This is a genomic window from Paraburkholderia sp. D1E, assembly GCF_052682275.1.
This window is the reverse complement of sequence record NZ_JBQYMB010000001.1, coordinates 7961922-7982197: the sequence shown is the minus strand read 5'-3', so window position 1 is coordinate 7982197 and position 20276 is coordinate 7961922. Positions and strand designations below refer to the sequence as shown.

19 protein-coding genes and 1 pseudogene are annotated in these 20276 nt (G+C 62.3%); 10 read left to right on the top strand and 10 right to left on the bottom strand.

Annotated features, from left to right (window positions below; all coding sequences use genetic code 11):
- Positions 1 to 15 precede the first annotated feature (15 nt).
- The 3 genes from ACUN0E_RS35805 (at position 16) to ACUN0E_RS35795 (ending at position 3330) form a co-directional block, all read left to right on the top strand.
- Positions 16 to 750, top strand: a complete 735-nt coding sequence (locus ACUN0E_RS35805) for a ribonuclease activity regulator RraA (RefSeq protein WP_445569559.1) — start codon at positions 16 to 18, stop codon at positions 748 to 750.
- Between the two features lie 69 nt (positions 751 to 819).
- The gene (locus tag ACUN0E_RS35800) at positions 820 to 2145 is read left to right on the top strand and encodes an MFS transporter (RefSeq protein WP_445569558.1); all 1326 of its coding nucleotides are present in this window, start codon (positions 820 to 822) and stop codon (positions 2143 to 2145) included.
- A 114-nt stretch (positions 2146 to 2259) separates the two neighbouring features.
- A complete protein-coding gene (locus ACUN0E_RS35795) occupies positions 2260 to 3330 on the top strand; it encodes a LacI family DNA-binding transcriptional regulator (RefSeq protein WP_445569557.1) in 1071 nt (356 codons plus the stop codon).
- 62 nt (positions 3331 to 3392) lie between these two features.
- On the opposite strand, the gene rng is transcribed toward ACUN0E_RS35795, so the two are convergent.
- From rng to upp, 9 genes are all read right to left on the bottom strand, one after another.
- Positions 3393 to 4862 carry a ribonuclease G gene (rng, locus tag ACUN0E_RS35790; protein ID WP_445569556.1) on the bottom strand — a complete coding sequence of 490 codons (1470 nt, stop codon included), beginning with the start codon at positions 4860 to 4862 and terminating at the stop codon, positions 3393 to 3395.
- Positions 4863 to 4871: 9 nt separating this feature from the next.
- On the bottom strand, positions 4872 to 5501 hold the full coding sequence (locus ACUN0E_RS35785; RefSeq protein WP_408234653.1) for a Maf family protein: 630 nt from the start codon (positions 5499 to 5501) through the stop codon (positions 4872 to 4874).
- A gap of 208 nt (positions 5502 to 5709) precedes the next feature.
- Complete coding sequence (gene rlmH / locus ACUN0E_RS35780) at positions 5710 to 6180, bottom strand: 23S rRNA (pseudouridine(1915)-N(3))-methyltransferase RlmH (RefSeq protein ID WP_408234656.1); 471 nt, start codon at positions 6178 to 6180, stop codon at positions 5710 to 5712.
- A gap of 91 nt (positions 6181 to 6271) precedes the next feature.
- A complete protein-coding gene (gene rsfS, locus ACUN0E_RS35775; RefSeq protein ID WP_445569555.1) occupies positions 6272 to 6727 on the bottom strand; it encodes a ribosome silencing factor in 456 nt (151 codons plus the stop codon).
- 4 nt (positions 6728 to 6731) lie between these two features.
- Positions 6732 to 7472 (bottom strand): nicotinate-nucleotide adenylyltransferase, encoded by a 741-nt coding sequence (locus ACUN0E_RS35770; RefSeq protein WP_408390041.1) that lies wholly within the window; start codon positions 7470 to 7472, stop codon positions 6732 to 6734.
- A gap of 26 nt (positions 7473 to 7498) precedes the next feature.
- Positions 7499 to 8422 carry an oxygen-dependent coproporphyrinogen oxidase gene (gene hemF / locus ACUN0E_RS35765; RefSeq protein WP_408234662.1) on the bottom strand — a complete coding sequence of 308 codons (924 nt, stop codon included), beginning with the start codon at positions 8420 to 8422 and terminating at the stop codon, positions 7499 to 7501.
- 232 nt (positions 8423 to 8654) lie between these two features.
- Positions 8655 to 9953 carry a phosphoribosylamine--glycine ligase gene (gene purD, locus ACUN0E_RS35760; RefSeq protein ID WP_408234665.1) on the bottom strand — a complete coding sequence of 433 codons (1299 nt, stop codon included), beginning with the start codon at positions 9951 to 9953 and terminating at the stop codon, positions 8655 to 8657.
- A 236-nt stretch (positions 9954 to 10189) separates the two neighbouring features.
- Complete coding sequence (locus tag ACUN0E_RS35755; protein WP_408234668.1) at positions 10190 to 10918, bottom strand: YebC/PmpR family DNA-binding transcriptional regulator; 729 nt, start codon at positions 10916 to 10918, stop codon at positions 10190 to 10192.
- A 427-nt stretch (positions 10919 to 11345) separates the two neighbouring features.
- Positions 11346 to 11996: a uracil phosphoribosyltransferase gene (gene upp, locus ACUN0E_RS35750; RefSeq protein ID WP_175052835.1), complete on the bottom strand. Its 651-nt coding sequence runs from the start codon at positions 11994 to 11996 to the stop codon at positions 11346 to 11348.
- A gap of 234 nt (positions 11997 to 12230) precedes the next feature.
- Between upp and ACUN0E_RS35745 the strand changes: the two genes are divergently transcribed.
- From ACUN0E_RS35745 to ACUN0E_RS35735, 3 genes are all read left to right on the top strand, one after another.
- Complete coding sequence (locus ACUN0E_RS35745; protein WP_445569554.1) at positions 12231 to 13013, top strand: SDR family oxidoreductase; 783 nt, start codon at positions 12231 to 12233, stop codon at positions 13011 to 13013.
- Between the two features lie 76 nt (positions 13014 to 13089).
- Positions 13090 to 13479, top strand: coding sequence for a methylglyoxal synthase (locus ACUN0E_RS35740; protein WP_325044252.1), 390 nt, complete (start codon positions 13090 to 13092; stop codon positions 13477 to 13479).
- A gap of 49 nt (positions 13480 to 13528) precedes the next feature.
- Positions 13529 to 14503 (top strand): quinone oxidoreductase family protein, encoded by a 975-nt coding sequence (locus ACUN0E_RS35735; protein ID WP_408390121.1) that lies wholly within the window; start codon positions 13529 to 13531, stop codon positions 14501 to 14503.
- Positions 14504 to 14588: 85 nt separating this feature from the next.
- Here ACUN0E_RS35735 and ACUN0E_RS35730 read toward each other — a convergent pair whose 3' ends face one another.
- Positions 14589 to 15734, bottom strand: a complete 1146-nt coding sequence (locus ACUN0E_RS35730) for a hypothetical protein (protein ID WP_445569553.1) — start codon at positions 15732 to 15734, stop codon at positions 14589 to 14591.
- A 370-nt stretch (positions 15735 to 16104) separates the two neighbouring features.
- Here ACUN0E_RS35730 and ACUN0E_RS35725 point away from each other — a divergent pair.
- From ACUN0E_RS35725 to kdpB, 4 genes and pseudogenes are all read left to right on the top strand, one after another.
- A pseudogene (locus tag ACUN0E_RS35725) lies at positions 16105 to 16209 on the top strand (potassium ABC transporter ATPase); the annotation flags it as partial.
- Between the two features lie 6 nt (positions 16210 to 16215).
- The gene (gene kdpF / locus ACUN0E_RS35720; RefSeq protein ID WP_200564436.1) at positions 16216 to 16308 is read left to right on the top strand and encodes a K(+)-transporting ATPase subunit F; all 93 of its coding nucleotides are present in this window, start codon (positions 16216 to 16218) and stop codon (positions 16306 to 16308) included.
- A complete protein-coding gene (gene kdpA / locus ACUN0E_RS35715) occupies positions 16305 to 18110 on the top strand; it encodes a potassium-transporting ATPase subunit KdpA (protein WP_408234678.1) in 1806 nt (601 codons plus the stop codon). The genes kdpF and kdpA overlap by 4 nt, the downstream gene beginning before the upstream one ends.
- A gap of 68 nt (positions 18111 to 18178) precedes the next feature.
- Positions 18179 to 20263, top strand: a complete 2085-nt coding sequence (gene kdpB / locus ACUN0E_RS35710; RefSeq protein WP_408234681.1) for a potassium-transporting ATPase subunit KdpB — start codon at positions 18179 to 18181, stop codon at positions 20261 to 20263.
- The last annotated feature ends 13 nt before the right edge of the window (positions 20264 to 20276 follow it).

Genomic DNA, 20276 nt, shown 5'->3' with positions numbered 1-20276 from the left:
CTATCCAGGCCTCTCATGACCGCATCCAACATCACCATCAGCGACGCGACACTCGAGCAGCTGCGACACGTCAGCACCGCAACGCTGACCACGCAACTTTTCAAGCGCGGCTTGCGCAACGTATTCCTGCAAGGCGTCGCGCCGCTCGTCAAACCGGCGCCCGGCGCACCGAACCTCGTCGGCCCGGCGTTCACGCTGCGCAACATCCCGGCGCGTGAGGATCTCGACCACGTCGGCGTATTTCAGGACCCGGATCATCCGCAGCGTAAAGCCGTTGAAACGGCACCGCCTGGCAGCGTGCTGGTGCAGGACTGCCGCGGTGAACGCGCGGTTGCGTCGGTCGGTTCGATTCTCGCGCTGCGTCTCGCGAAGCGCGGTGTGGCCGGCATGGTCTCGGATGGTCCCGTGCGCGATAGCGGCACGATCGCGGAACAGGGCTTGCCGCTCTGGTGCGCCGGCGCGAGCGCACCGCTGAATCTGGCAAAACATCATGCGGTCGATATGAACGTACCGATCGCCTGCGGCGGTGTGCCGGTCTATCCGGGCGATATCGTCGTCGCCGATGTGGACGGCGTGGTCATCGTGCCGCGCGAAATGGCGACCGAAGTCGCGCGCGACGCCACCGAGCAGGAACAGATCGAAGTGTTCATCACGCAGCGTATCGAAGAAGGCCGGCCGCTGCGCGGCACGTATCCCCCGAACGAGGAAACGCTCGCTGCTTACGCACAATGGCGCGCCCAAAAACAATAATGCGTTGAGGCTGTTTCGATCTATCGCCTGGCCATTGTTCGCGCGGACGGCGCGAGCGCAGGAGACACAGTGAATATCACGACACCGGCGATCGATGAATCGCGTCTGATCAATCGCCTGGCATTCCGTTTGATGCCGCTGCTCGGCTTGCTCTATCTTGTTGCCTACATCGATCGCTCCAATATCAGTTTTGCCAAGCTGCAGATGCTCGGCAGCCTTGGGCTTTCTGAGGTCGCGTACGGACTCGGTGCGTCGTTGTTCTTTATCGGCTATCTGTTGTTCGAAGTGCCGAGCAACGTGTTGCTGCACAAGTACGGCGCACCACGCTGGATGGCGCGCATCATGTTCACCTGGGGCGTCGTCACGATACTTCTCGCGTTCACTCAGAATGCAACGATGTTTTACGCGCTGCGTTTTCTGCTCGGCGCTTCGGAAGCGGGCTTGTATCCGGGCGTGATCTACTACCTGACTTTGTGGTTTCCGTCACGGCATCGCGTGCGGATGCTCGGCTACTTCACCGTCGGCAGCAGTCTGGGCAACATGGTGGGTGCGCCGATCTGCGGCTGGTTGCTCGACAAGGGCGGTGTCGCGGGATTACACGGCTGGCAGCTCGTGTTCATCGTCACCGGCTTGCCGTCGATTCTGTTGACCTTTGTCGTGCTGTTCCTGTTGCCGGCGTCACCGGCGCAAGCAAAGTTTCTCTGCGCCGACGAAAAACAATGGCTCACCGACACGCTCGACGCGGAACGCGAGCAGATGAAAAGAAATTACACCGGTCGTTCCTCGCTGCTGAGCGTGCTGACGGAACCGCGCGTGATCGGCATGGCGCTGTACTACATGATGTTGTCGATATCCGTCTACGGTGTGAGCTACTGGTTGCCAACGCTGGTGAAGGGCTTCGGCGTCAGCAATACGACCAACGGCCTGCTGAACATCATTCCGTGGTTGATGGCGACGATCGTGCTCGCATGGCTGCCATCGAAGCTGCGCGGCGGCAATCGCGCAATCGTCGCGATGCTGGTAGCCGCGCTGCTCGGTGTCGCGTGCTTCCTGAGCGCCGTGTTTCTGCCGACCAACACGCTGCGGTTTGCCGCGCTTTGTTTCGGCGCTCCCTGCATGTATTTGCTGATCCCGTGTTTCTGGACGCTGCCGCCGAAGTTCCTGTTCGGCGCGCGCGCCGCAGCCGGGATTGCGGCGATCAATTCGCTCGGTAATATCGGCGGCTTCATTGCGCAGAATCTGGTGCCGTGGGTACGTCAGACCACGGGCAGCGTGAAGGCGCCGATGCTGATTCCGGCGACCTGCCTGCTGGTATTTGCCGTCGTCACGTTGCTGATCCTGCGCCGCAATCGAAACGCTCACATCGTGCAAAACCATGTACCCGTGGCCGAGTGAATTGCCTCTTTCCTGCGATGGATTCCAGCCGCTTGAATCACGGGTCGTCCACCCGCGGCGGGCCGCGGGCCGCAGTCTACAATAGACGCGATACATCACTCCAGTCACCGAGCCATGCCGAATCACAAGCCGACCGCCGCTGCCGGCCCTGACCTACCGGAAGTGGCGACGGCGCCAGCGAAACGCTTGCGAGGCGGCCTCAAGGGCCTGCGCATCACGGACGTCGCCGCGCAGGCGGGCGTCGCGCCGATTACGGTGTCGCGGGTCTTTAATAGTCCCGAGACGGTCGCGCCTGAAACGCTCGAACGGGTGCGGCAGGTGGTGCAAAAGCTCGGCTATGTGCCCAATCGTCTCGCGGGCGGCTTGTCGTCGTCACGCTCGCGCCTGATCGCCGCGATCGTGCCCACCATCGCGCACTCACTGTTTTCCGAAACGATCCAGGTGTTTAGCGAGACGATGTCGCGTGCCGGTTATCAGGTGCTGCTGGCTCTGAGCGGCTACAGCGATTCGAGCGAGGAGGCGTTGCTGGACGCGGTGCTGAGCCGGCGTCCAGAAGGCGTGCTGCTGACCGGCGTTGCGCACGCCGATTCATTGCGCGAGCGCTTGCTCAACGTGGGCATGCCGATCGTCGAAACGTGGGACATGACCGAGACGCCGATCGACATGCTGGTGGGTTTTTCGCACTATCAGGTCGGCGTGGCGGTGGCTGAGCATTTTCTGGCGCGTAACGTGCGGGCGCCGGGCCTGGTCTCAGCGAACGACGACCGCGCACTCGCGCGCCGGGACGGTTTTCGCGAGCGTCTTGCGCAAGCGGGTATCAGCGGGATCGCCGAGGTGCTGGTGTCGCCCCCGAGCTCGGTTGCCGCCGGCAAGGCTGCATTGCCGGCGCTAATCGAACAGGCGCCGAACCTCGACGCAGTGTTCTGCGGCTCGGATCTGCTCGCTATCGGTGTGCTCGGCGCGGCCAAATGCATGAGTATGAACGTGCCGTCGCAACTTTCTATTTGCGGTTTCGGCGACCTCGAATTCGCGACTGAAACCACGCCGCAATTGACCACCGTGCGAGTCGACGGCACGCGCATCGGACTCACTGCCGCACGATGTCTGCTAGACCGGTTGGCGGGCGTCGACAAGACCAGGGTAACCGACGTCGGGTTTCATATCGTCGAACGCGAGACCACCTGACGCTCTTGCCGTTGCTGGATAAACCGGATTTGGCACGCGGAAGAGGGTGAGGATTCTGCCGGTTACATCAGCACAATATCGTACTGCTCCTGACTCAAATTCGACTCCACCTGCAACGACACCGGCTTGCCGATGAAATCGATCAGCATCGCCAGATGCTGCGACTCTTCTTCAAGAAACAGATCGATCACCTGCTGCGACGCCACCACGCGGAACTCTCGCGGATTGAATTGCCGCGACTCGCGCAGAATCTCGCGCAGCACGTCGTAGCACACGGTGCGCGACGTCTTGACCTGCCCCTTGCCCTGGCAAACCGGGCAGGGCTCGCACAGCACATGCGCCAACGACTCGCGCGTGCGCTTGCGCGTCATCTCCACTAGGCCCAACTGCGAGAACCCATTCACCGTCACGCGCGTGCGATCGCGCGACAACGCCTTCTTCAACTCGCCGAGCACCTGATCGCGATGCTCGACGTTTTCCATATCGATGAAGTCGATGATGATCACACCGCCCAGATTGCGCAGCCGCAATTGCCGCGCGATAGTGTGCGCGGCCTCGAGGTTGGTCTTGAAGATCGTATCGTCGAAGTTGCGCGCGCCGACGTAACCGCCGGTGTTCACGTCGATCGTGGTCATCGCTTCGGTCTGGTCGATCACCAGATAGCCGCCCGACTTCAGATCGACCCGGCGTGACAATGCGCGCTGGATTTCCGCCTCGATGTTGTACAGATCGAAGAGCGGCCGTTCGCCCATGTAGTGATGCAGCTTCGACGACACCGCCGGCGTGAACTCCGCCGCGAAGTCGGCAAGCATTTGATAGGTCTCGCGTGAGTCGACTTGGATACGCGAGGTCTCGTCATTGACGAAATCGCGCAGCACGCGTTGCGCGAGATTCAGATCCTGATACAGCAGGCTGGTCGGCGGCATGCGCTGACCTTGCGAGATAATCGTCGCCCACGTCTTGCGCAGGTACGCGACGTCTCCGGCCAACTCTTCGCTGCTCGCATCTTCAGCGATCGTGCGTACGATGTAGCCGCCTTTTTCGTCGGCAGGCAGCACGGCGGTCAAGCGCGCGCGCACGGCCTCGCGCTCGGCTTCGCTCTCGATCTTCTGCGAGATGCCGATGTGCGGCTCCTGCGGCAGATACACGAGCGTGCGCCCGGCGATACTCACTTGCGTGGACAGCCTGGCACCCTTGGTGCCGATCGGATCCTTCACGACCTGAACCATCAGCGTCTGACCTTCGAAGACGATCTTTTCAATCGGCTGATGCGGCGTCTGATGCTGCGGCTCGCCCGCAATGCGCGGATGCCAGATATCCGCGACGTGCAGGAACGCGGCGCGCTCCAGACCGATATCGATGAAGGCGGATTGCATGCCCGGCAACACGCGGACGACTTTGCCGAGATAGACATTGCCGACGCGTCCTCGCGACAGCGTTCGTTCGACGTGAAGTTCCTGGACGGCGCCTTGCTGGACTAGCGCGACTCGCGTTTCCTGCGGCGTGACATTGATCAGGATTTCTTCATTCATGGTGTTATTTTAGAAGTCGATGCTCGCTGCACGCAGGAGGGCAGCGGTTTCAAAAAGCGGCAAACCCATGATACCTGAATAGGACCCGTCGATATGTTCGACAAACTCGGCGGCGCGTCCCTGCACACCATACGCGCCCGCCTTGCCGAGCGGCTCGCCGCTTGCGGCGTAGCGGCGCACGGCGTCCGCGTGCAGTGCAGCAAAACGCACCTTCGATACCGATAGCGCTGCAGGCAGCAACGCGCCTTCTGCATCGACCACCGCGACGGCTGTCAGCACTTCGTGATCGCGGCCCGCGAGGCGCGTGAGCATCGCGACGGCATCGTTGGCGTCGATGGGTTTGCCGAGGATCGCGTCGTCGATCGTGACGGTTGTGTCGGCAACCAGGATGGGCCGTGCGACGTGTCCGCCTGCTACGAGACGCGCGCGGGCAGCGTGCGCCTTGGCGATGCACACGCGCTGCACGTAGTCGCGAGCGCGCTCGCCGGGTAGCTCGACTTCGAGCGCTTCGGCATCTTCATCGGGACGCGGCAGCAGCAATTCGAAACGCACGCCGAGCTGTTGTAACAGCTCCTGACGGCGTGGACTCTGGGAAGCGAGATAGACGAATGGATGGCGCGAAGCGGCGGGCGTTGGCATGAACAGGTCTCGATGAGGCGGATTGCGTCTATGCGTGACGAGCGCGCGATGAGCTTGTCAGTCGGGCGTCGATCGGCGTGGCAAAGAACACGAGGATAAGCGCGTCGAGAAGCGTATCGAAAACGCGCCTATAAACGCACCTGTAGGCGCATCAATCAGCGCAGGCAACGAGACCAGAAACGCGCGATCCGTCAGCCGCCTCGTTTGCTCACGCGCGGTGATAGGGGTGATTTTGCGTGATGGTCCACGCGCGGTAAAGCTGTTCGGCGAGCAGCACGCGCACCATGGCGTGCGGCAACGTCAGGCTGGAGACACGCAGCAGCATATCGGCGCGTGCTTTCAGATCGGGGTCGAGCCCGTCTGCGCCGCCGATCAGAAACGCCACGTCGCGGCCGTCCTGTTGCCAGTCGGGCAGAGCGCCGGCGAGCTGCATCGTGGTCCAATCCTTGCCGCGTTCATCGAGCGCGACAATGCGCGCGTTCTTCGGCAATGCGGCTTCGATTTTCTGCCGCTCGGCTGCCATCACGCTTTCGGCCGGCCGCCCCGACGAACGCTGCTCGGGCTTGATCTCGCGCAGCTCGATGCGCAGCTCCGGCGGCATGCGTTTCGCGTATTCATCGAAGCCGGTGGCGATCCAGTCCGGCATCTTGTGGCCGACGGCGAGGATGTGCAGTTTCATGAGTGGCGTAATCGAGGAGGCAATCGCTGCAATCGCGGACGCAAGCGCAGACTACGCGTTCGCAGACGTAAGCGGTTTGCCAGCCCGTTGCTTACTTGCGGCGTGCCGGCGTCTTGCGTGCCGGCTTCTTGGTAGCCGGCGCTTCGTCCTCTTCTTCCTCGTCGTCCGGTTCGCTCGCGCTGGCGCCACCGAACGGATTCGGCGTGGACAGTTTGATGCGCACGGGCTTGTCGCCCCAGATTTCTTCGAGGTTGTAGTACTGGCGCAGCGCGGGTTGCAGGATGTGCACGATCGCGTCGCCGCAATCGACCAGCACCCATTCGCCGACGTCCTCGCCTTCGGTGCTGATCACATCGCCGCCGTTTTCCTTGACGCTCTCGCGCACGCTCGAAGCGAGCGCCTTGGTCTGGCGGTTCGAGGTGCCGGAGGCGACGATCACGCGATCGAACAGGGCGGTCAGGTGGCTGGTGTTGAACACCTTGATGTCTTGCGCTTTGACGTCTTCGAGAGCGTCGACGATCACGCGTTGCAGTTTGCGAATATCCATGGGGTTACCGGTGGTACAGATGATGTTGAAGAATATAGTCCCACACCGCAGTGGGGACATGGCTCGCGGCCTGGTCTTGCTGTTCCTCGCCCACGTGGGCGAGTCGCTGGCTTACCTGTTCGCGCAGATACGTGCGAATGTCGGTGGCCGAGACGTTGAACGCAAGCGTCGTATCGATCAGCAAGTGGCCGCAGGGCGTGGCTTGCAGAACGTCGGCGCGGGCACGGCGCGCGTCGATTTCTCGGGCGACCACGGACGGAATCGACGTAAGGTCGAAACCGGGGCGCGTGGCCGCGCAAATATGAGCGAAGTCGAACAGGCGCCGCCAGTCGCGCCATGTGTCGAGATGCACCAGTTGATCCGCGCCGATCAGAAGCGCAATCGACGCATCCTGACCTTCGCGTTCACGCCACAATTGCAGCGTGTTGATGGTGTACGTCGGACCATCGTGTTCAATTTCGTCGGTCGCAACCCGCACCGTCACGCCCGGCAGCACCAATGCGCCGGCGGCGGCCCGGGTCATGGCCAGCCGGTGTTTGGCGGCCGACACGTCGGTTTTCTGCCACGGCTGGCCGGCCGGCAGCAGCACCAGTTCGGTCAGGTTCAGCACCTCGGCGAAACGCCGCGCAAGCGCGAGATGGCCGTCGTGGATCGGATCGAAAGTGCCGCCGAGCAGTCCGATCCGGCGAGGCAGGGCGACAGGATGTGCGTTCGGCTTCAGGTGAGGATCCTTTGTCGTGGTCACATGCAGTGCGGTGTGGGCCTAAAGCCTCACACCCACTCGCGCGGCACGAGAAAATCGCTGTAAAGACGCGCTTCAGGCGTGCCCGGTTCGGGCTGCCAGTTGTAGCGCCAGTTCACCACAGGCGGCATCGACATCAGAATCGATTCGGTGCGTCCGCCGCTCTGCAGCCCAAATAGTGTGCCACGGTCGAAGACCAGATTGAACTCGACGTAGCGGCCGCGCCGGTATGCCTGGAACTCCCGCTCGGCTTCGCCGTACGGAATGTTGCGGCGCTTTTCGATGATCGGCATATACGCTTTGAGGAATCCCTCACCGACACTTTTTAACATCGCAAAAGACTGATCGAAGCCCGGCGCCGAGAAATCGTCGAAGAAAATCCCGCCGATGCCACGTGGTTCATTGCGGTGCTTGAGGAAGAAATACTCGTCGCACCAGTGCTTGAAACTCGGGTAGAGGTCTGCGCCATAAGGCTGCAGCGCGTCGCGGCAGACACGATGGAAATGCTGCGCGTCTTCCTCATAGCCATAATACGGCGTCAGATCCATGCCGCCGCCGAACCAGAACACCGGTTCTTCGCCGGGCTTGGTCGCGATCAGCAGACGCACATTCATATGCACGGTCGGGCAGTGCGGATTGTGCGGGTGCAGCACGAGCGAGACGCCCATAGCTTCGAAGCCACGGCCGGCCAGTTGCGGGCGCGCGGCGCTCGCCGAACCGGGTAACGCGTCGCCCGCTACGTCCGAGAAGCCGATGCCGGCCCGTTCGAAGAAGTTGCCGCCTTCCAGAATCCGCGTGCAGCCGCCGCCGCGCAGCTTTTCGCCGGGGGCGCGCTGCCATGCGTCGGTCGCGAACGGCTTACCGTCGAACGCGCCGAGCGTGTCCGCGATATGCGTTTGCAGGCCTTGCAGCCAGCTGCGCACGGCCTGTGCGTCGTAGCTCGAATCGGTCATGAGTGCAGATGCTGAGGGCGGCACGCTCGTCGTGCCGCGGGTTCTTCGTGAAGGGCGAGGGCCGGGCCTTCTTCAGGGTGTTCCTGGGAAGGCGCGGCGCTACAGTCATTCGCGCCGGGTGAAATACCAATCAACCGGGGCAAGCCCACATGGTGCAGTGGGCGCCGCAACGGCCGCGAAAACCCGCAGTGTAGCGCCGTTGGCGCCGCACGCGGACAAGTAGGGGTACGGCTTACTGCTTGCCTTCGCTCCTGGCGTCGTGCTTGCGGTTCAATGCACGGTAGCCGATGTCGCGGCGATATTGCATGCCGTCGAATGAGATCTGGTTGATCGTTTCGTACGCGACCGATTGCGCGCTGCGTACCGAATCCGCCAGCCCGACCACGCACAATACGCGGCCGCCCGAGGTGGTCAGCTTGCCGTCCGACAGCGTAGTACCCGCGTGGAACGTGACCGAATCCACAGTTTCAGCCGGGATATCGCTGATCCGATCACCCTTGCGCGGCGTGTCTGGGTAGTTGTGCGCGGCGAGCACGACGCCAAGCGCGGTACGGCGGTCCCATTCGAGTTCGATCGTATTGAGCGTGCCGGCGATTGCCTGCTCAACCACCTTCGAAAAGTCACCCTTCAGACGCGCCATGATCGGTTGCGTCTCCGGGTCGCCCATCCGGCAGTTGAATTCGAGCGTCTTCGGGTTGCCTTGCGCGTCGATCATCAGGCCGGCGTACAAAAAGCCCGTGAAGCGGATGCCTTCTTTCTCCATGCCACGCACGGTCGGCTGGATGATTTCGCGCATCACCCGTGCGTGCAGTTGCGGCGTCACGATCGGCGCGGGCGAGTAGGCGCCCATGCCGCCGGTGTTCGGACCCTGGTCGGCGTCGAGCAGACGCTTGTGGTCCTGACTCGAGGCGAGCGCCAGCACATGCTTGCCGTCCACCATGACGATGAAGCTGGCTTCTTCGCCGGCGAGGAATTCTTCGATCACGACGCGCGCACCGGCATCGCCCAGCTTGTTGTCCGACAGCATCATGTCGACTGCGGCGTGCGCTTCTTCCAGCGTTTGCGCAACGACGACGCCCTTGCCGGCGGCGAGGCCATCAGCCTTGATTACGATCGGCGCGCCCTTGGCGTCGAGATAGGCGTGCGCGGCGACGACGTCGGCGAAGGTTTCGTATTCGGCGGTCGGGATCGCGTGGCGCTTCATGAACGCCTTGGCAAAATCTTTCGAGCTTTCGAGCTGCGCGGCTTCCTTGCTCGGCCCGAAAATCTTCAGGCCACGCGAGCGGAACAGGTTGACGATACCCGCGGCGAGCGGCCCTTCCGGGCCGACCAGCGTGAAGGCGATCTGTTCTTTCTCGACGAAATCGGCGAGCTCAGCCGGATCGGTGATGTCGATGTTGCGCAGACGCTCGTCCTGGGCGGTGCCGCCATTGCCGGGAGCAACGTAGACGAGCTGGACCCGTGGCGATTGCGCGAGCTTCCATGCGAGCGCATGTTCGCGACCGCCGGAACCGACGACGAGTAACTTCATGTGAATCCCCGAGACTTAAAAACCATAAACGGCTGAAGCATGGCGCTCAGCCGTGGAATAACAGTGAGGTTTGCAAAGGGCCCGCAGCCAGCTAGCGGCGCAGGGCACATAGCGAACCCGAGTGGAGTTCGTGTGGAAGGGCACCAACCAACGCCCGCTCAACAGCAACGCGAGGGCCAACCGGCGGCGCGGGCGTGGTTCGATAACTCCACGCGCGAGGCGCCGCCGGGGCACGCTCATTCGTCGGCGATCGCGGCGTTTGTATAGACTTCCTGCACGTCGTCCAGATTTTCCAGCGCATCGAGCAGCTTCTGCATTTTCACGGCGTCGTCGCCCGTGAATTCGACTTCCGTCTGAGGTTTCATCGTCACCTCGGCCAGTTCAGCCTTGAAGCCCGCGGCTTCCAGTGCGGTTTTCACCTTCGGGAAGTCGTTCGCCGGGCACAGCACTTCAATACTGCCGTCTTCGTTCGTGACGACGTCGTCGGCGCCGGCTTCGAGCGCGGCTTCCATCAGCTTGTCTTCCGGCGTGCCGGGCGCGAACAGGAACTGGCCGACGTGATCGAACATGAACGACACCGAGCCGTCCGTGCCCATGTTGCCGCCGTTCTTCGAGAACGCGTGACGCACGTCCGCCACCGTACGGGTGCGGTTGTCGGTCATCGTGTCCACGATCACCGCTGCGCCGCCGATGCCGTAGCCTTCGTAGCGGATTTCTTCGTAGCTTGCGCCGTCGACGCCGCCCACGCCACGCTGGATCGCGCGGTTGACGTTATCTTTCGGCATGTTGGCGTCGTACGACTTTTCGACGGCGAGCCGCAGACGCGGATTCGAGTCGATGTCGCCGCCGCCCATGCGGGCCGCCACCTGAATTTCCTTGATGAGCCGCGTCCAGACCTTGCCGCGCTTGGCGTCGGCCGCTGCTTTCTTATGCTTGATGTTGGCCCATTTCGAATGACCCGCCATACATTTCTCCGTCGCGCGCGCCAGTGGGGCGCACGCATAGTGCAATTGTCGTTGCGATGTCGGGCGCTCGGCGCTGCTGATTGCGACCTTGCGCCCGATGTCAAAGCGCTCAGACCGCCTGATGTCAGACCTTCCTCAGCTTGATCGCGCCCAGCGAGGCCCTGCTGGGGATCGAAAGTCGCCAGCGCGGGGCTAGGCAGTGAGGTCAGCGGGCGGCGCAGTGGCGCCCCAAACCGCACCGGTTCCGGCAAACCCCGCGTAAAGGCGCGATGCGCCGGCGGCAGTGCAAGTTGAGCGGCTCTTTGAGCGGATTCGAATTTTATCACGCCGCGAGGGTGCGGCAGAGCAGAGCGTCGCCGGAAACTGCGTGGAAATTAAGCAGTGGCGGCGTTTTGCGCGAGCCGCCACCGTTTTTTTCAGCCCGCTATCAGTTTTTCGTGCCGAACAGGCGGTCGCCGGCGTCGCCGAGACCCGGCACGATGTACGCGTGCTCGTTCAGGTGCGAATCGAGCGACGCCACGTACAGCTTGACGTCCGGATGCGCGTCCTGGAACACCTGCACGCCTTCCGGGGCCGCCACCAGCGCGAGAAACATGATGTTCTCGCCGCTCACGTTGCGGCGCTTGAGCACGTCCACCGCGTGCACGGCGGAATAACCGGTCGCCACCATCGGATCGCACAGAATGAACACACGGTCTTCCAGATCCGGCAGGCGCACCAGATATTCGACCGGGCGATGGTCCTCGGCGCGATACACGCCGATGTGGCCCACGCGCGCCGACGGCACGAGCTCCAGCAGGCCGTCCGACATGCCGATGCCGGCACGCAGCACCGGCACGATCGCCAGTTTCTTGCCGGCGATCACCGGCGCGTCGATTTCGACCAGCGGCGTGGTGAGGCGGCGCGTGGTCATCGGCAGATTGCGGGTGATTTCGTAGCCCATCAGCAGCGTGATCTCGCGCAGCAGTTCGCGAAACGTGCGGGTCGAGGTATCCCGGTCGCGCATATGCGACAGCTTGTGCTGGATCAGCGGGTGATCGAGGATGAAAAGATTAGGAAAACGGCTGTCCTGGGTCATGGCGGGGGCGCAAGCGGCGGCTAGAGGGATCGGTTTGGCGGTCCGCATGGCCTGAAACCGGCGGGCGGACACGCCACGGCGCAAGTTTACCGAAAGAGTGGCGCCGGAAGATACCGGAGATTGCAGTAGCCCGGCGCAGTCCGGCACCGATTCTTCTAGAATCGGGGGAAACTTTGCAACGATTGGGCAACCGCGGGGGCCCCCCGCGCCACGACTACGCCAGAGGATACACACATGGACATGGGAATCGCAGGACGCACCGCGCTGGTTTGCGCGGCTAGCAAGGGTCTGGGGCGCGGCTGCGCGGAAGCGCTCGCCGCCGAAGGCGTCAACCTGACCATCGTCGCGCGCACGGCCGAGACGCTGGAGGCGACCGCCGCCGAGATTCGCAAGCAGAGCGGTGTGGACGTGAAGACGGTGGCGTGCGACATCACCACGCCCGAAGGGCGTGCCGCGGCGCTCGCCGCCTGTCCGCAGCCGGACATTCTGGTCAATAACGCGGGCGGCCCGCCGCCGGGCGACTTTCGGAACTTCACACACGAAGACTGGATCCGTGCGCTGGAGAGCAACATGCTCACGCCGATCGAGCTGATCCGCGCGACCATCGACGGGATGAGCGAGCGCGGCTACGGTCGCATCGTCAATATCACGAGTTCGGCGGTCAAGGCGCCGATTGACGTGCTCGGCCTGTCTAACGGGGCGCGTTCGGGATTGACCGGCTTCGTGGCGGGCTTGGCGCGCAGCAAGGTGGCTTCCGCGGGCGTGACGATCAACAACCTGCTGCCGGGCCTGTTCGACACCGATCGCATCGCAACCACCTTCGCGGCGCAAGCCAAGGCGCAAAACATTTCCGTCGACGACGCGCGCAAGCAGCGCATGAAGACAATCCCCGCCGGCCGTTTCGGCAGTCGCGATGAATTCGGTCGCGCCTGTGCGTTCCTGTGCAGTGTGCATGCCGGCTACATCACCGGCCAGAACTGGCTGATCGACGGCGGCGCTTACCCCGGTACATTCTGACCGCCCAGCTATTGAAGCACCGTCATCACCATCACTACAACAACGACATTCACAACGGTTTCAGGAGTCTTACGTCATGACCACCCGCATTGCGCTGATCGCGCACGATCACAAGAAAGACGACATCGTCAAACTGGCCGGCGAATACGTCGATACGCTCAGGCGCTGCGAGATCGTCGCGACCGGCACGACCGGCACGCGCATTGGCGATGCGCACGGCCTCACGGTCGAACGTATGTTGTCCGGCCCGCATGGCGGCGACTTGCAGATCGGCGCGCAACTCGCGGAAGGGCGGGTGGACATGGTGATTTTCCTGCGCGACCCGATGACGCCGCAGCCGCATGAACCCGATATCAACGCGCTGGTGCGTGCCTGCGACGTTCACAACATTCCCTGCGCCACCAATATTTCGACCGCGCGAATGATTCTCGACGTGCTGACCTTGCGCCTCACGCAGCAGGTTTGAACGCGCGCATGCTGCGCGACCGATCGACATCACAAACCAAGGAGACATGATGGTCAAAGCAATCCGATTCGATAAAACCGGCGGCCCTGAGGTGATGAAATGGGTGGACGTCGAAGTGGGCGAGCCGGGTGCGGGCGAGATTCGCATCAGGCAGACCGCGGTGGGCCTGAACTATATCGACGTGTATTTCCGCACGGGCTTGTATCCGCTGCCGTTGCCGGGTGGCCTCGGAATGGAAGCGGCGGGTGAAGTCACCGCGGTCGGCGCAGGCGTGACCGGTCTCAAAGCCGGTGATCGCGTGGCATACGTGGCGCGTCCGCCAGGCGCATACACCCAGGAGCGTGTGTTGCCGGCGGCGCAAGCCGTCAAGGTGCCGGACGCGGTGAGCGACGAGCAGGCGGCCTCCGTCATGCTGCAAGGCTTGACCGCGCAATACCTGCTGCGCCGTACCTATCCGGTGAAGGCCGGCGACACGATCCTCATTCAGGCCGCGGCCGGCGGCGTCGGCCTGCTGGTTTGTCAATGGGCGAAAGCGTTGGGCGCGACGGTGATCGGCACGGTCGGTTCCGACGAGAAAGCGGAGATCGCCAAGGCGCACGGCTGTGATCACGCCATCGTCTATACGCGCGAAAACTTTACCAGGCGCGTGCGCGAGATCACCAATGGCGCGGGTGTGCCGGTGGTGTACGACTCGATCGGTAAAGACACGTTTACGGGTTCGCTCGACTGCCTCGCGCCGCTCGGCATGTTCGTGAGCTTCGGCAATGCGTCGGGAGCGCTGCCGCCGATCGATTCATCGGAATTCGCCGGACGCGGTTCGCTGTTCTTTACGCGCCCCACGCTCTTCACCTACATCGCCAAACGCAGCGACTACGAGGCGATGTCCACCGAACTGTTCGACGTGCTGGTGTCGGGCAAGGTGAAGGCGAGCATCAATCAACGCTACGCGCTGGCTGATGTCGGCAAGGCGCACGCGGATCTCGAAGGGCGTCGCACCACGGGCTCGACGATTCTGCTGCCGTAAGGCACGCGGGCTGTTGGCTCGCATCGGCTCGCCCCGCGCCGCCGTCGTGCTTTGAAAGCCTCGGCGGCGAGGGCGTACCGATCCCTTAATTCGACGCTTCGCTGGCCGCTACGGGCGGCGTCGGCTTCAGCTTGGCCATGCGCCCCGCGACGATTGCGGTCATGAACGCTTTCGGGAAGTCGTCGGCCATTGTCCAACTGGTGCCGCTCTTCACGAATACGAAATCGCTATGCAGTTGAATGACCGGCGACGCGCCGATTGCCGACAGCAGATCGTCCCGATAGTCGATGGTCACCGGGCACGACTGGCGCCCATCGGCAAGCTGCCGGCAGTTCGCGCTCGGGATAACGTTCAGTACGCTGTCCGCGAGGGATGCTGGTTGGTCGTCGTCAGTCGCGGGCTTCGAGGATAGTGCGGCCGGACCATGGATCTGCGCATCGAGATGGGTCAGTGCCGCCTTCATGGCCGCTTCCATGTTGTCCCGCCCGACCGGCGCGCCGAGCGTGTTATTCAGCGTGGCCGCGTCGTAGCGCGACGTGATGTATTCGGGCGGGAAAGCCTGGACGGCGAACTTGTTCTTGTCGTCCGCGGTGCGCAGCACGGCGTAGCCGATCTGCGTCTTGTCCTCGCCGATGGTCAGATCGGCGACACAGCCGCGCGAATGATCCTTGCTGTCATAGCCGATTTCGCGATGGTTCCGCGTGTTCGGCAGGCCATTTTTCTGCACCATCTGCAAGCCGGTCATGCTTTTCATTTCGCCGTCGTAGATGAGCGAATTGAGCGCCGTGGTGGTCGATGACGCGCCGCACATTGGCGTTGAATCGGGCATCAGCATATAAATGCCGAAGCCGATCAATACCACCAGCACGCCGCCAACCTGGAGCAGGAAGGACGTTTTCGCTTTTTTTCGACGAAGCTCGAGTAAGGCCTGCAAGCGCGCATTCAATCGAGGATCGACGTTGCTGATATAAAGCATCAACGCAATGCGCTGATCGAGTGGAACGGCCTTGTCTTCCGACCATTGAAGATTCTGCAGTGTGGCATTTTCTTCGTCGTCCCGATCCATATATTTTTCAGCGATTAGCCAATCCAGCAACTGTCTCGCGGTGCACGGCTCGAACTGGATATCCGGGTTGTCCAGCAAGCGCTGGCGTGCCTCGTCACAGCGATCGTCGGCGATGTAATGGGCGACGGACAGAACTGCGAGTACCGTCACTCGATCGTCGTTCATGAGTTCGGCTGCAGTTCCGTTTTCTGAATCAATTGGCATATTAAGAGCGCTATCGGAAGGTTGAATGGGCTATTTTGTTAAATCCGGTGCGTGTTTAAGCGCATTGAATAATCACGGCCATTCAGATGGATATCGCGCGCCATTATGAGCGATGGTTTCGTGTTCTGGCCAGAATTAAATGGCCAGTCGTTTATGGTTTCTCTTTCTAACGGAGCGCGTGTCGTACCGGTTTAATCGGTTTAACCGCCGTGCGTCTGGCCGTTGCCAACGTTTACGCGATTTTTACACCCCATCTCAAATCTTTGACCTGCCCTTTACGCGGATCGGCATACCGTTGCACCTATCCAAAGTCCGTGAATGGGGAATAAAAATGGATGTGCTGTATGTCGGGGGGATGGTGCTGTTTTTCGCGCTGACCTTTGCGTTGATTGCCGGCTGCGAGAAGTTGATGCAGTTCCGGCGTGGCCAGGGGAGCTCGCTCATGAACTGGATCCTCTGGTTGTCGGGCGCGGCTACCGCGCTGCTGTTTATGTACCTGGTCTATGCGCTGTTGCGCGCGGAGGACATTGAATGAACTCGAACAATGTCCTGCAGGCGGGCCTCTTCATCGTCGTGCTGCTGGCAGCCGCGGTGCCGATGTCCCGCTACCTGAGCAGCGTGATGGACGGCTCCTCGCGCGTGGTTCGCTTCGGCGGCCCGATCGAGCGTTTGCTGTATCGCATCGCGGGCGTCGATCCGTCGACGGAAATGGGCTGGAAACACTACGCCATCGCCACGATCGCGTTTAACGCGCTCGGCGCGCTGTTCCTTTACGTGCTGTTGCGCGTGCAAGGCTGGCTGCCGGGCAACCCGCAGCAGTTCGGCCCGATGACGGTCGACGGCGCGTTCAATACGGCGGTCAGCTTCGTGACCAACACGAACTGGCAGGACTACACGCCTGAGCAGACCGTTGGCTATCTGGCGCAGATGCTCGGCTTCACTGTCCAGAACTTCTTCTCGGCTGCCACCGGCATCGTGGTGGTGATTGCGCTGATTCGCGGCTTCGCGCGTCACACCGCGCAAACCATTGGCAACTTCTGGGTCGACCTCACGCGTGTGACGCTTTACGTGTTGCTGCCGATGTCAGCGATCATCGCTGCGATCCTGATGAGCCAGGGCGTGATCCAGAACTTCAAGTCGTATCAGGATGTGCCCACGCTGCAAACCACCACGTACGCCGCACCGAAGCTCGATGCACAAGGCAATCCGGTGAAGGACGCGAAGGGTAATCCGGTTACGGTCGATACGCCGGTGAAGACGCAAACTCTCGCCATGGGCCCGGTTGCATCACAGGAAGCGATCAAGATGCTCGGCACCAACGGTGGCGGCTTCTTTAACGGTAACTCGGCGCATCCGTACGAAAACCCGACACCGTTCTCGAACTTCCTGCAGATCTTCTCGATCCTGGTCATTCCTGCGGCTCTCGCACTTGTGTTCGGCCGGATGATCATGGACCGCAAGCAGGGCGTGGCCGTGCTCGCGGCTATGACGATCGCATTTGGCGTGTGCGTGTTCGGCGAGATCAGTGCTGAGCAATCCGGCAATCCCGCGTTCACCGCATTGCACGTCGATCAATCGGCGAATGCGTTGCAGTCGGGCGGTAACGCGGAAGGTAAGGAAACGCGCTTCGGTATCGCGCAGTCGGGCATCTTCACGGTCGCGACCACGGCAGCTTCGTGCGGCGCAGTCGCCAATACGCACGACTCGCTGACGCCGATTGGCGGCCTCTATCCGATGCTGTTGATGCAACTCGGCGAAGTGATCTTCGGCGGTGTGGGTTCCGGTATGTACGGCATGCTCGTGTTCGCGCTGCTGGCTGTGTTCGTGGCGGGCCTGATGATCGGCCGCACGCCTGAATATGTCGGCAAGAAGATCGAAGCATACGAGATGAAGATGGTGTCGATCGTGGTGCTGCTTACACCGCTGCTGGTGCTGGTGGGCACGTCGATCGCGGTGCTGAGCGACGCAGGCAAAGCGGGTATTGCCAACCCTGGTGCGCACGGCTTCTCCGAAATCCTCTACGCGTTCAGCTCGGCCGCGAATAACAACGGCAGCGCGTTTGCGGGGCTGACTGTGGGCACGCCGTTCTATAACTGGCTCACGGCGATTGCGATGTGGTTCGGCCGCTTCGGCACGATCGTTCCGGTGCTGGCGATTGCTGGTTCGCTGGCGTCGAAGAAACGCATCGGCGTGACCGGCGGCACGTTGCCGACTCACGGCCCGCTGTTCGTCGTGTTGTTGCTCGGCACGGTGTTGCTGGTTGGCGCGCTGACTTATGTGCCCGCGCTCGCGCTCGGACCGGGTGTCGAACATCTGATGATGATGGGCGCCCATTGAGGCCGCCCGTTGAGATGGCACGAGCGACCAACGAGTGAACAGGCGCAAACGGGAAATTCGAGGATTCAATGACTGAACATAATGCAACCAGGTCCATGTTCGACCCGGCGCTGCTGCGCCCGGCGATCGTGGACTCCTTCAAAAAGCTCACGCCGCGCACGCAGTTCCGTAATCCGGTGATGTTCTGCGTGTACGTCGGCAGTATTCTGACGACGATTCTGTGGATCGCCGCGCTCGGCGGTCAGGCCGAGGCACCCGCGGGCTTCATTCTCGCGGTCAGCTTGTGGCTGTGGTTCACGGTGCTGTTCGCGAACTTCGCGGAAGCGCTTGCCGAAGGCCGTTCCAAGGCCCAGGCAGCGTCGCTGCGCAGTGCGAAGAAAGACGTGATGGCCAAGAAGCTCAACGAGCCGCATCCGAAGTCGCCGATCCGTATTCTGACGGCGTCCGATCTGCGTAAAGGCGATGTCGTGCTGGTCGAAACCGGCGACGTGATTCCGGCCGACGGCGAAGTGATCGACGGTGTTGCGTCGGTCGACGAATCGGCGATCACGGGCGAATCCGCACCGGTGATCCGCGAATCGGGCGGCGACTTCTCGTCGGTGACCGGCGGCACGCGCGTGCTGTCGGACTGGATCGTCGTACGCGTCACGGCCAATCCGGGCGAAGCGTTTCTCGACCGCATGATCGCGATGGTCGAAGGCGCGAAGCGTCAAAAGACGCCGAACGAAATCGCGCTGACGATTCTGCTGGTCGCGTTGACGATCGTGATGTTGCTGGCTACTGCCACGCTGCTGCCGTTCTCGATGTTTTCGGTTGAAGCTGCAAAAGCCGGACACGTCGTGACGATCACCGCTCTGGTCGCGCTGCTGGTGTGTCTGATTCCGACCACCATCGGCGGGTTGTTGTCGGCGATCGGTGTGGCCGGCATGAGCCGGATGATGCAGGCCAACGTGATTGCCACGTCGGGCCGCGCAGTGGAAGCCGCCGGTGACGTCGACGTGCTGTTGCTCGACAAGACCGGCACGATCACGCTCGGTAACCGCCAGGCATCGCAGTTCGTGCCGGCGCCCGGCTTGACCGAAGAAGCACTCGCCGACGCGGCCCAGCTTTCGTCGCTCGCCGACGAAACGCCGGAAGGCCGCAGCATCGTCGTGCTGGCGAAGCAGCGCTTCAATATCCGTCAACGCGATATGGCCTCGCTGAAGGCGGAATTCCTCGCCTTCACGGCGCAAACGCGGATGAGCGGTGTCGATCTGCCGGGCCGCGAAATCCGCAAGGGCGCGTCCGATGCGGTGAAGAACTACGTCGAAGCGAACGGCGGCCGTTTCCCGAACGAAGTCAGTACTGCGGTCGCTGAAGTCGCACGTCGTGGCAGCACGCCGCTGGTAGTCGCCGAGAAAGGCGAGCAGGGCGCACGCGTGCTCGGCGTGATCGAGCTGAAGGACGTGGTGAAGGGCGGCATCAAGGAGCGCTTCGCCGAACTGCGCAAGATGGGTATCAAGACCATCATGGTGACGGGTGACAACCGGCTGACGGCAGCAGCAATTGCCGCAGAAGCAGGTGTCGACGACTTCCTCGCCGAAGCCACGCCGGAAGCCAAACTCGCTACGATCCGCGCGCACCAGGCCGAAGGCCGGCTCGTCGCGATGACCGGCGACGGTACCAACGACGCCCCGGCGCTCGCGCAGGCCGACGTCGCGGTGGCAATGAACACCGGCACGCAGGCCGCGAAAGAAGCGGGCAACATGGTCGACCTCGATTCGAACCCGACCAAGCTGATCGAAATTGTCGAGATCGGCAAGCAGATGCTGATGACGCGCGGCTCGCTCACCACGTTCTCGATTGCAAACGACGTCGCCAAGTACTTCGCGATCATCCCGGCTGCGTTCGCGACCACTTATCCGGCACTGAACGCGCTGAACGTGATGCATCTGGCAACGCCAGCCTCCGCCATCATGTCGGCGGTGATTTTCAATGCGCTGATCATCGTGCTGCTGATTCCGCTGGCGCTCAAAGGCGTGAAGTACCGGGCGCTGGGCGCGGCGATCCTGCTGCGCCGCAATCTGCTGGTCTACGGTCTGGGCGGGATCATCGTGCCGTTCATTGGCATCAAGCTGATCGATATGGTGCTGGCCGCGTTCGGCTGGGTTTGAGAAGCGGCAGCTT

Coding starts and splice junctions, on each gene's coding strand:
- ACUN0E_RS35805 (WP_445569559.1), top strand. CDS start 16: ATGACCGCATCCAACATCACCATCAGCGACGCGACACTCGAGCAGCTG.
- rlmH (WP_408234656.1), bottom strand. CDS start 6,180: ATGAAACTGCACATCCTCGCCGTCGGCCACAAGATGCCGGACTGGATC.
- ACUN0E_RS35735 (WP_408390121.1), top strand. CDS start 13,529: ATGGTCAAAGCAATCCGATTCGATAAAACCGGCGGCCCTGAGGTGATG.
- ACUN0E_RS35795 (WP_445569557.1), top strand. CDS start 2,260: ATGCCGAATCACAAGCCGACCGCCGCTGCCGGCCCTGACCTACCGGAA.
- rng (WP_445569556.1), bottom strand. CDS start 4,862: ATGAATGAAGAAATCCTGATCAATGTCACGCCGCAGGAAACGCGAGTC.
- ACUN0E_RS35755 (WP_408234668.1), bottom strand. CDS start 10,918: ATGGCGGGTCATTCGAAATGGGCCAACATCAAGCATAAGAAAGCAGCG.
- ACUN0E_RS35740 (WP_325044252.1), top strand. CDS start 13,090: ATGACCACCCGCATTGCGCTGATCGCGCACGATCACAAGAAAGACGAC.
- ACUN0E_RS35730 (WP_445569553.1), bottom strand. CDS start 15,734: ATGAACGACGATCGAGTGACGGTACTCGCAGTTCTGTCCGTCGCCCAT.
- kdpB (WP_408234681.1), top strand. CDS start 18,179: ATGACTGAACATAATGCAACCAGGTCCATGTTCGACCCGGCGCTGCTG.
- purD (WP_408234665.1), bottom strand. CDS start 9,953: ATGAAGTTACTCGTCGTCGGTTCCGGCGGTCGCGAACATGCGCTCGCA.
- hemF (WP_408234662.1), bottom strand. CDS start 8,422: ATGACCGATTCGAGCTACGACGCACAGGCCGTGCGCAGCTGGCTGCAA.
- rsfS (WP_445569555.1), bottom strand. CDS start 6,727: ATGGATATTCGCAAACTGCAACGCGTGATCGTCGACGCTCTCGAAGAC.
- ACUN0E_RS35745 (WP_445569554.1), top strand. CDS start 12,231: ATGGACATGGGAATCGCAGGACGCACCGCGCTGGTTTGCGCGGCTAGC.
- kdpA (WP_408234678.1), top strand. CDS start 16,305: ATGAACTCGAACAATGTCCTGCAGGCGGGCCTCTTCATCGTCGTGCTG.
- ACUN0E_RS35785 (WP_408234653.1), bottom strand. CDS start 5,501: ATGCCAACGCCCGCCGCTTCGCGCCATCCATTCGTCTATCTCGCTTCC.
- upp (WP_175052835.1), bottom strand. CDS start 11,996: ATGACCCAGGACAGCCGTTTTCCTAATCTTTTCATCCTCGATCACCCG.
- kdpF (WP_200564436.1), top strand. CDS start 16,216: ATGAACTGGATCCTCTGGTTGTCGGGCGCGGCTACCGCGCTGCTGTTT.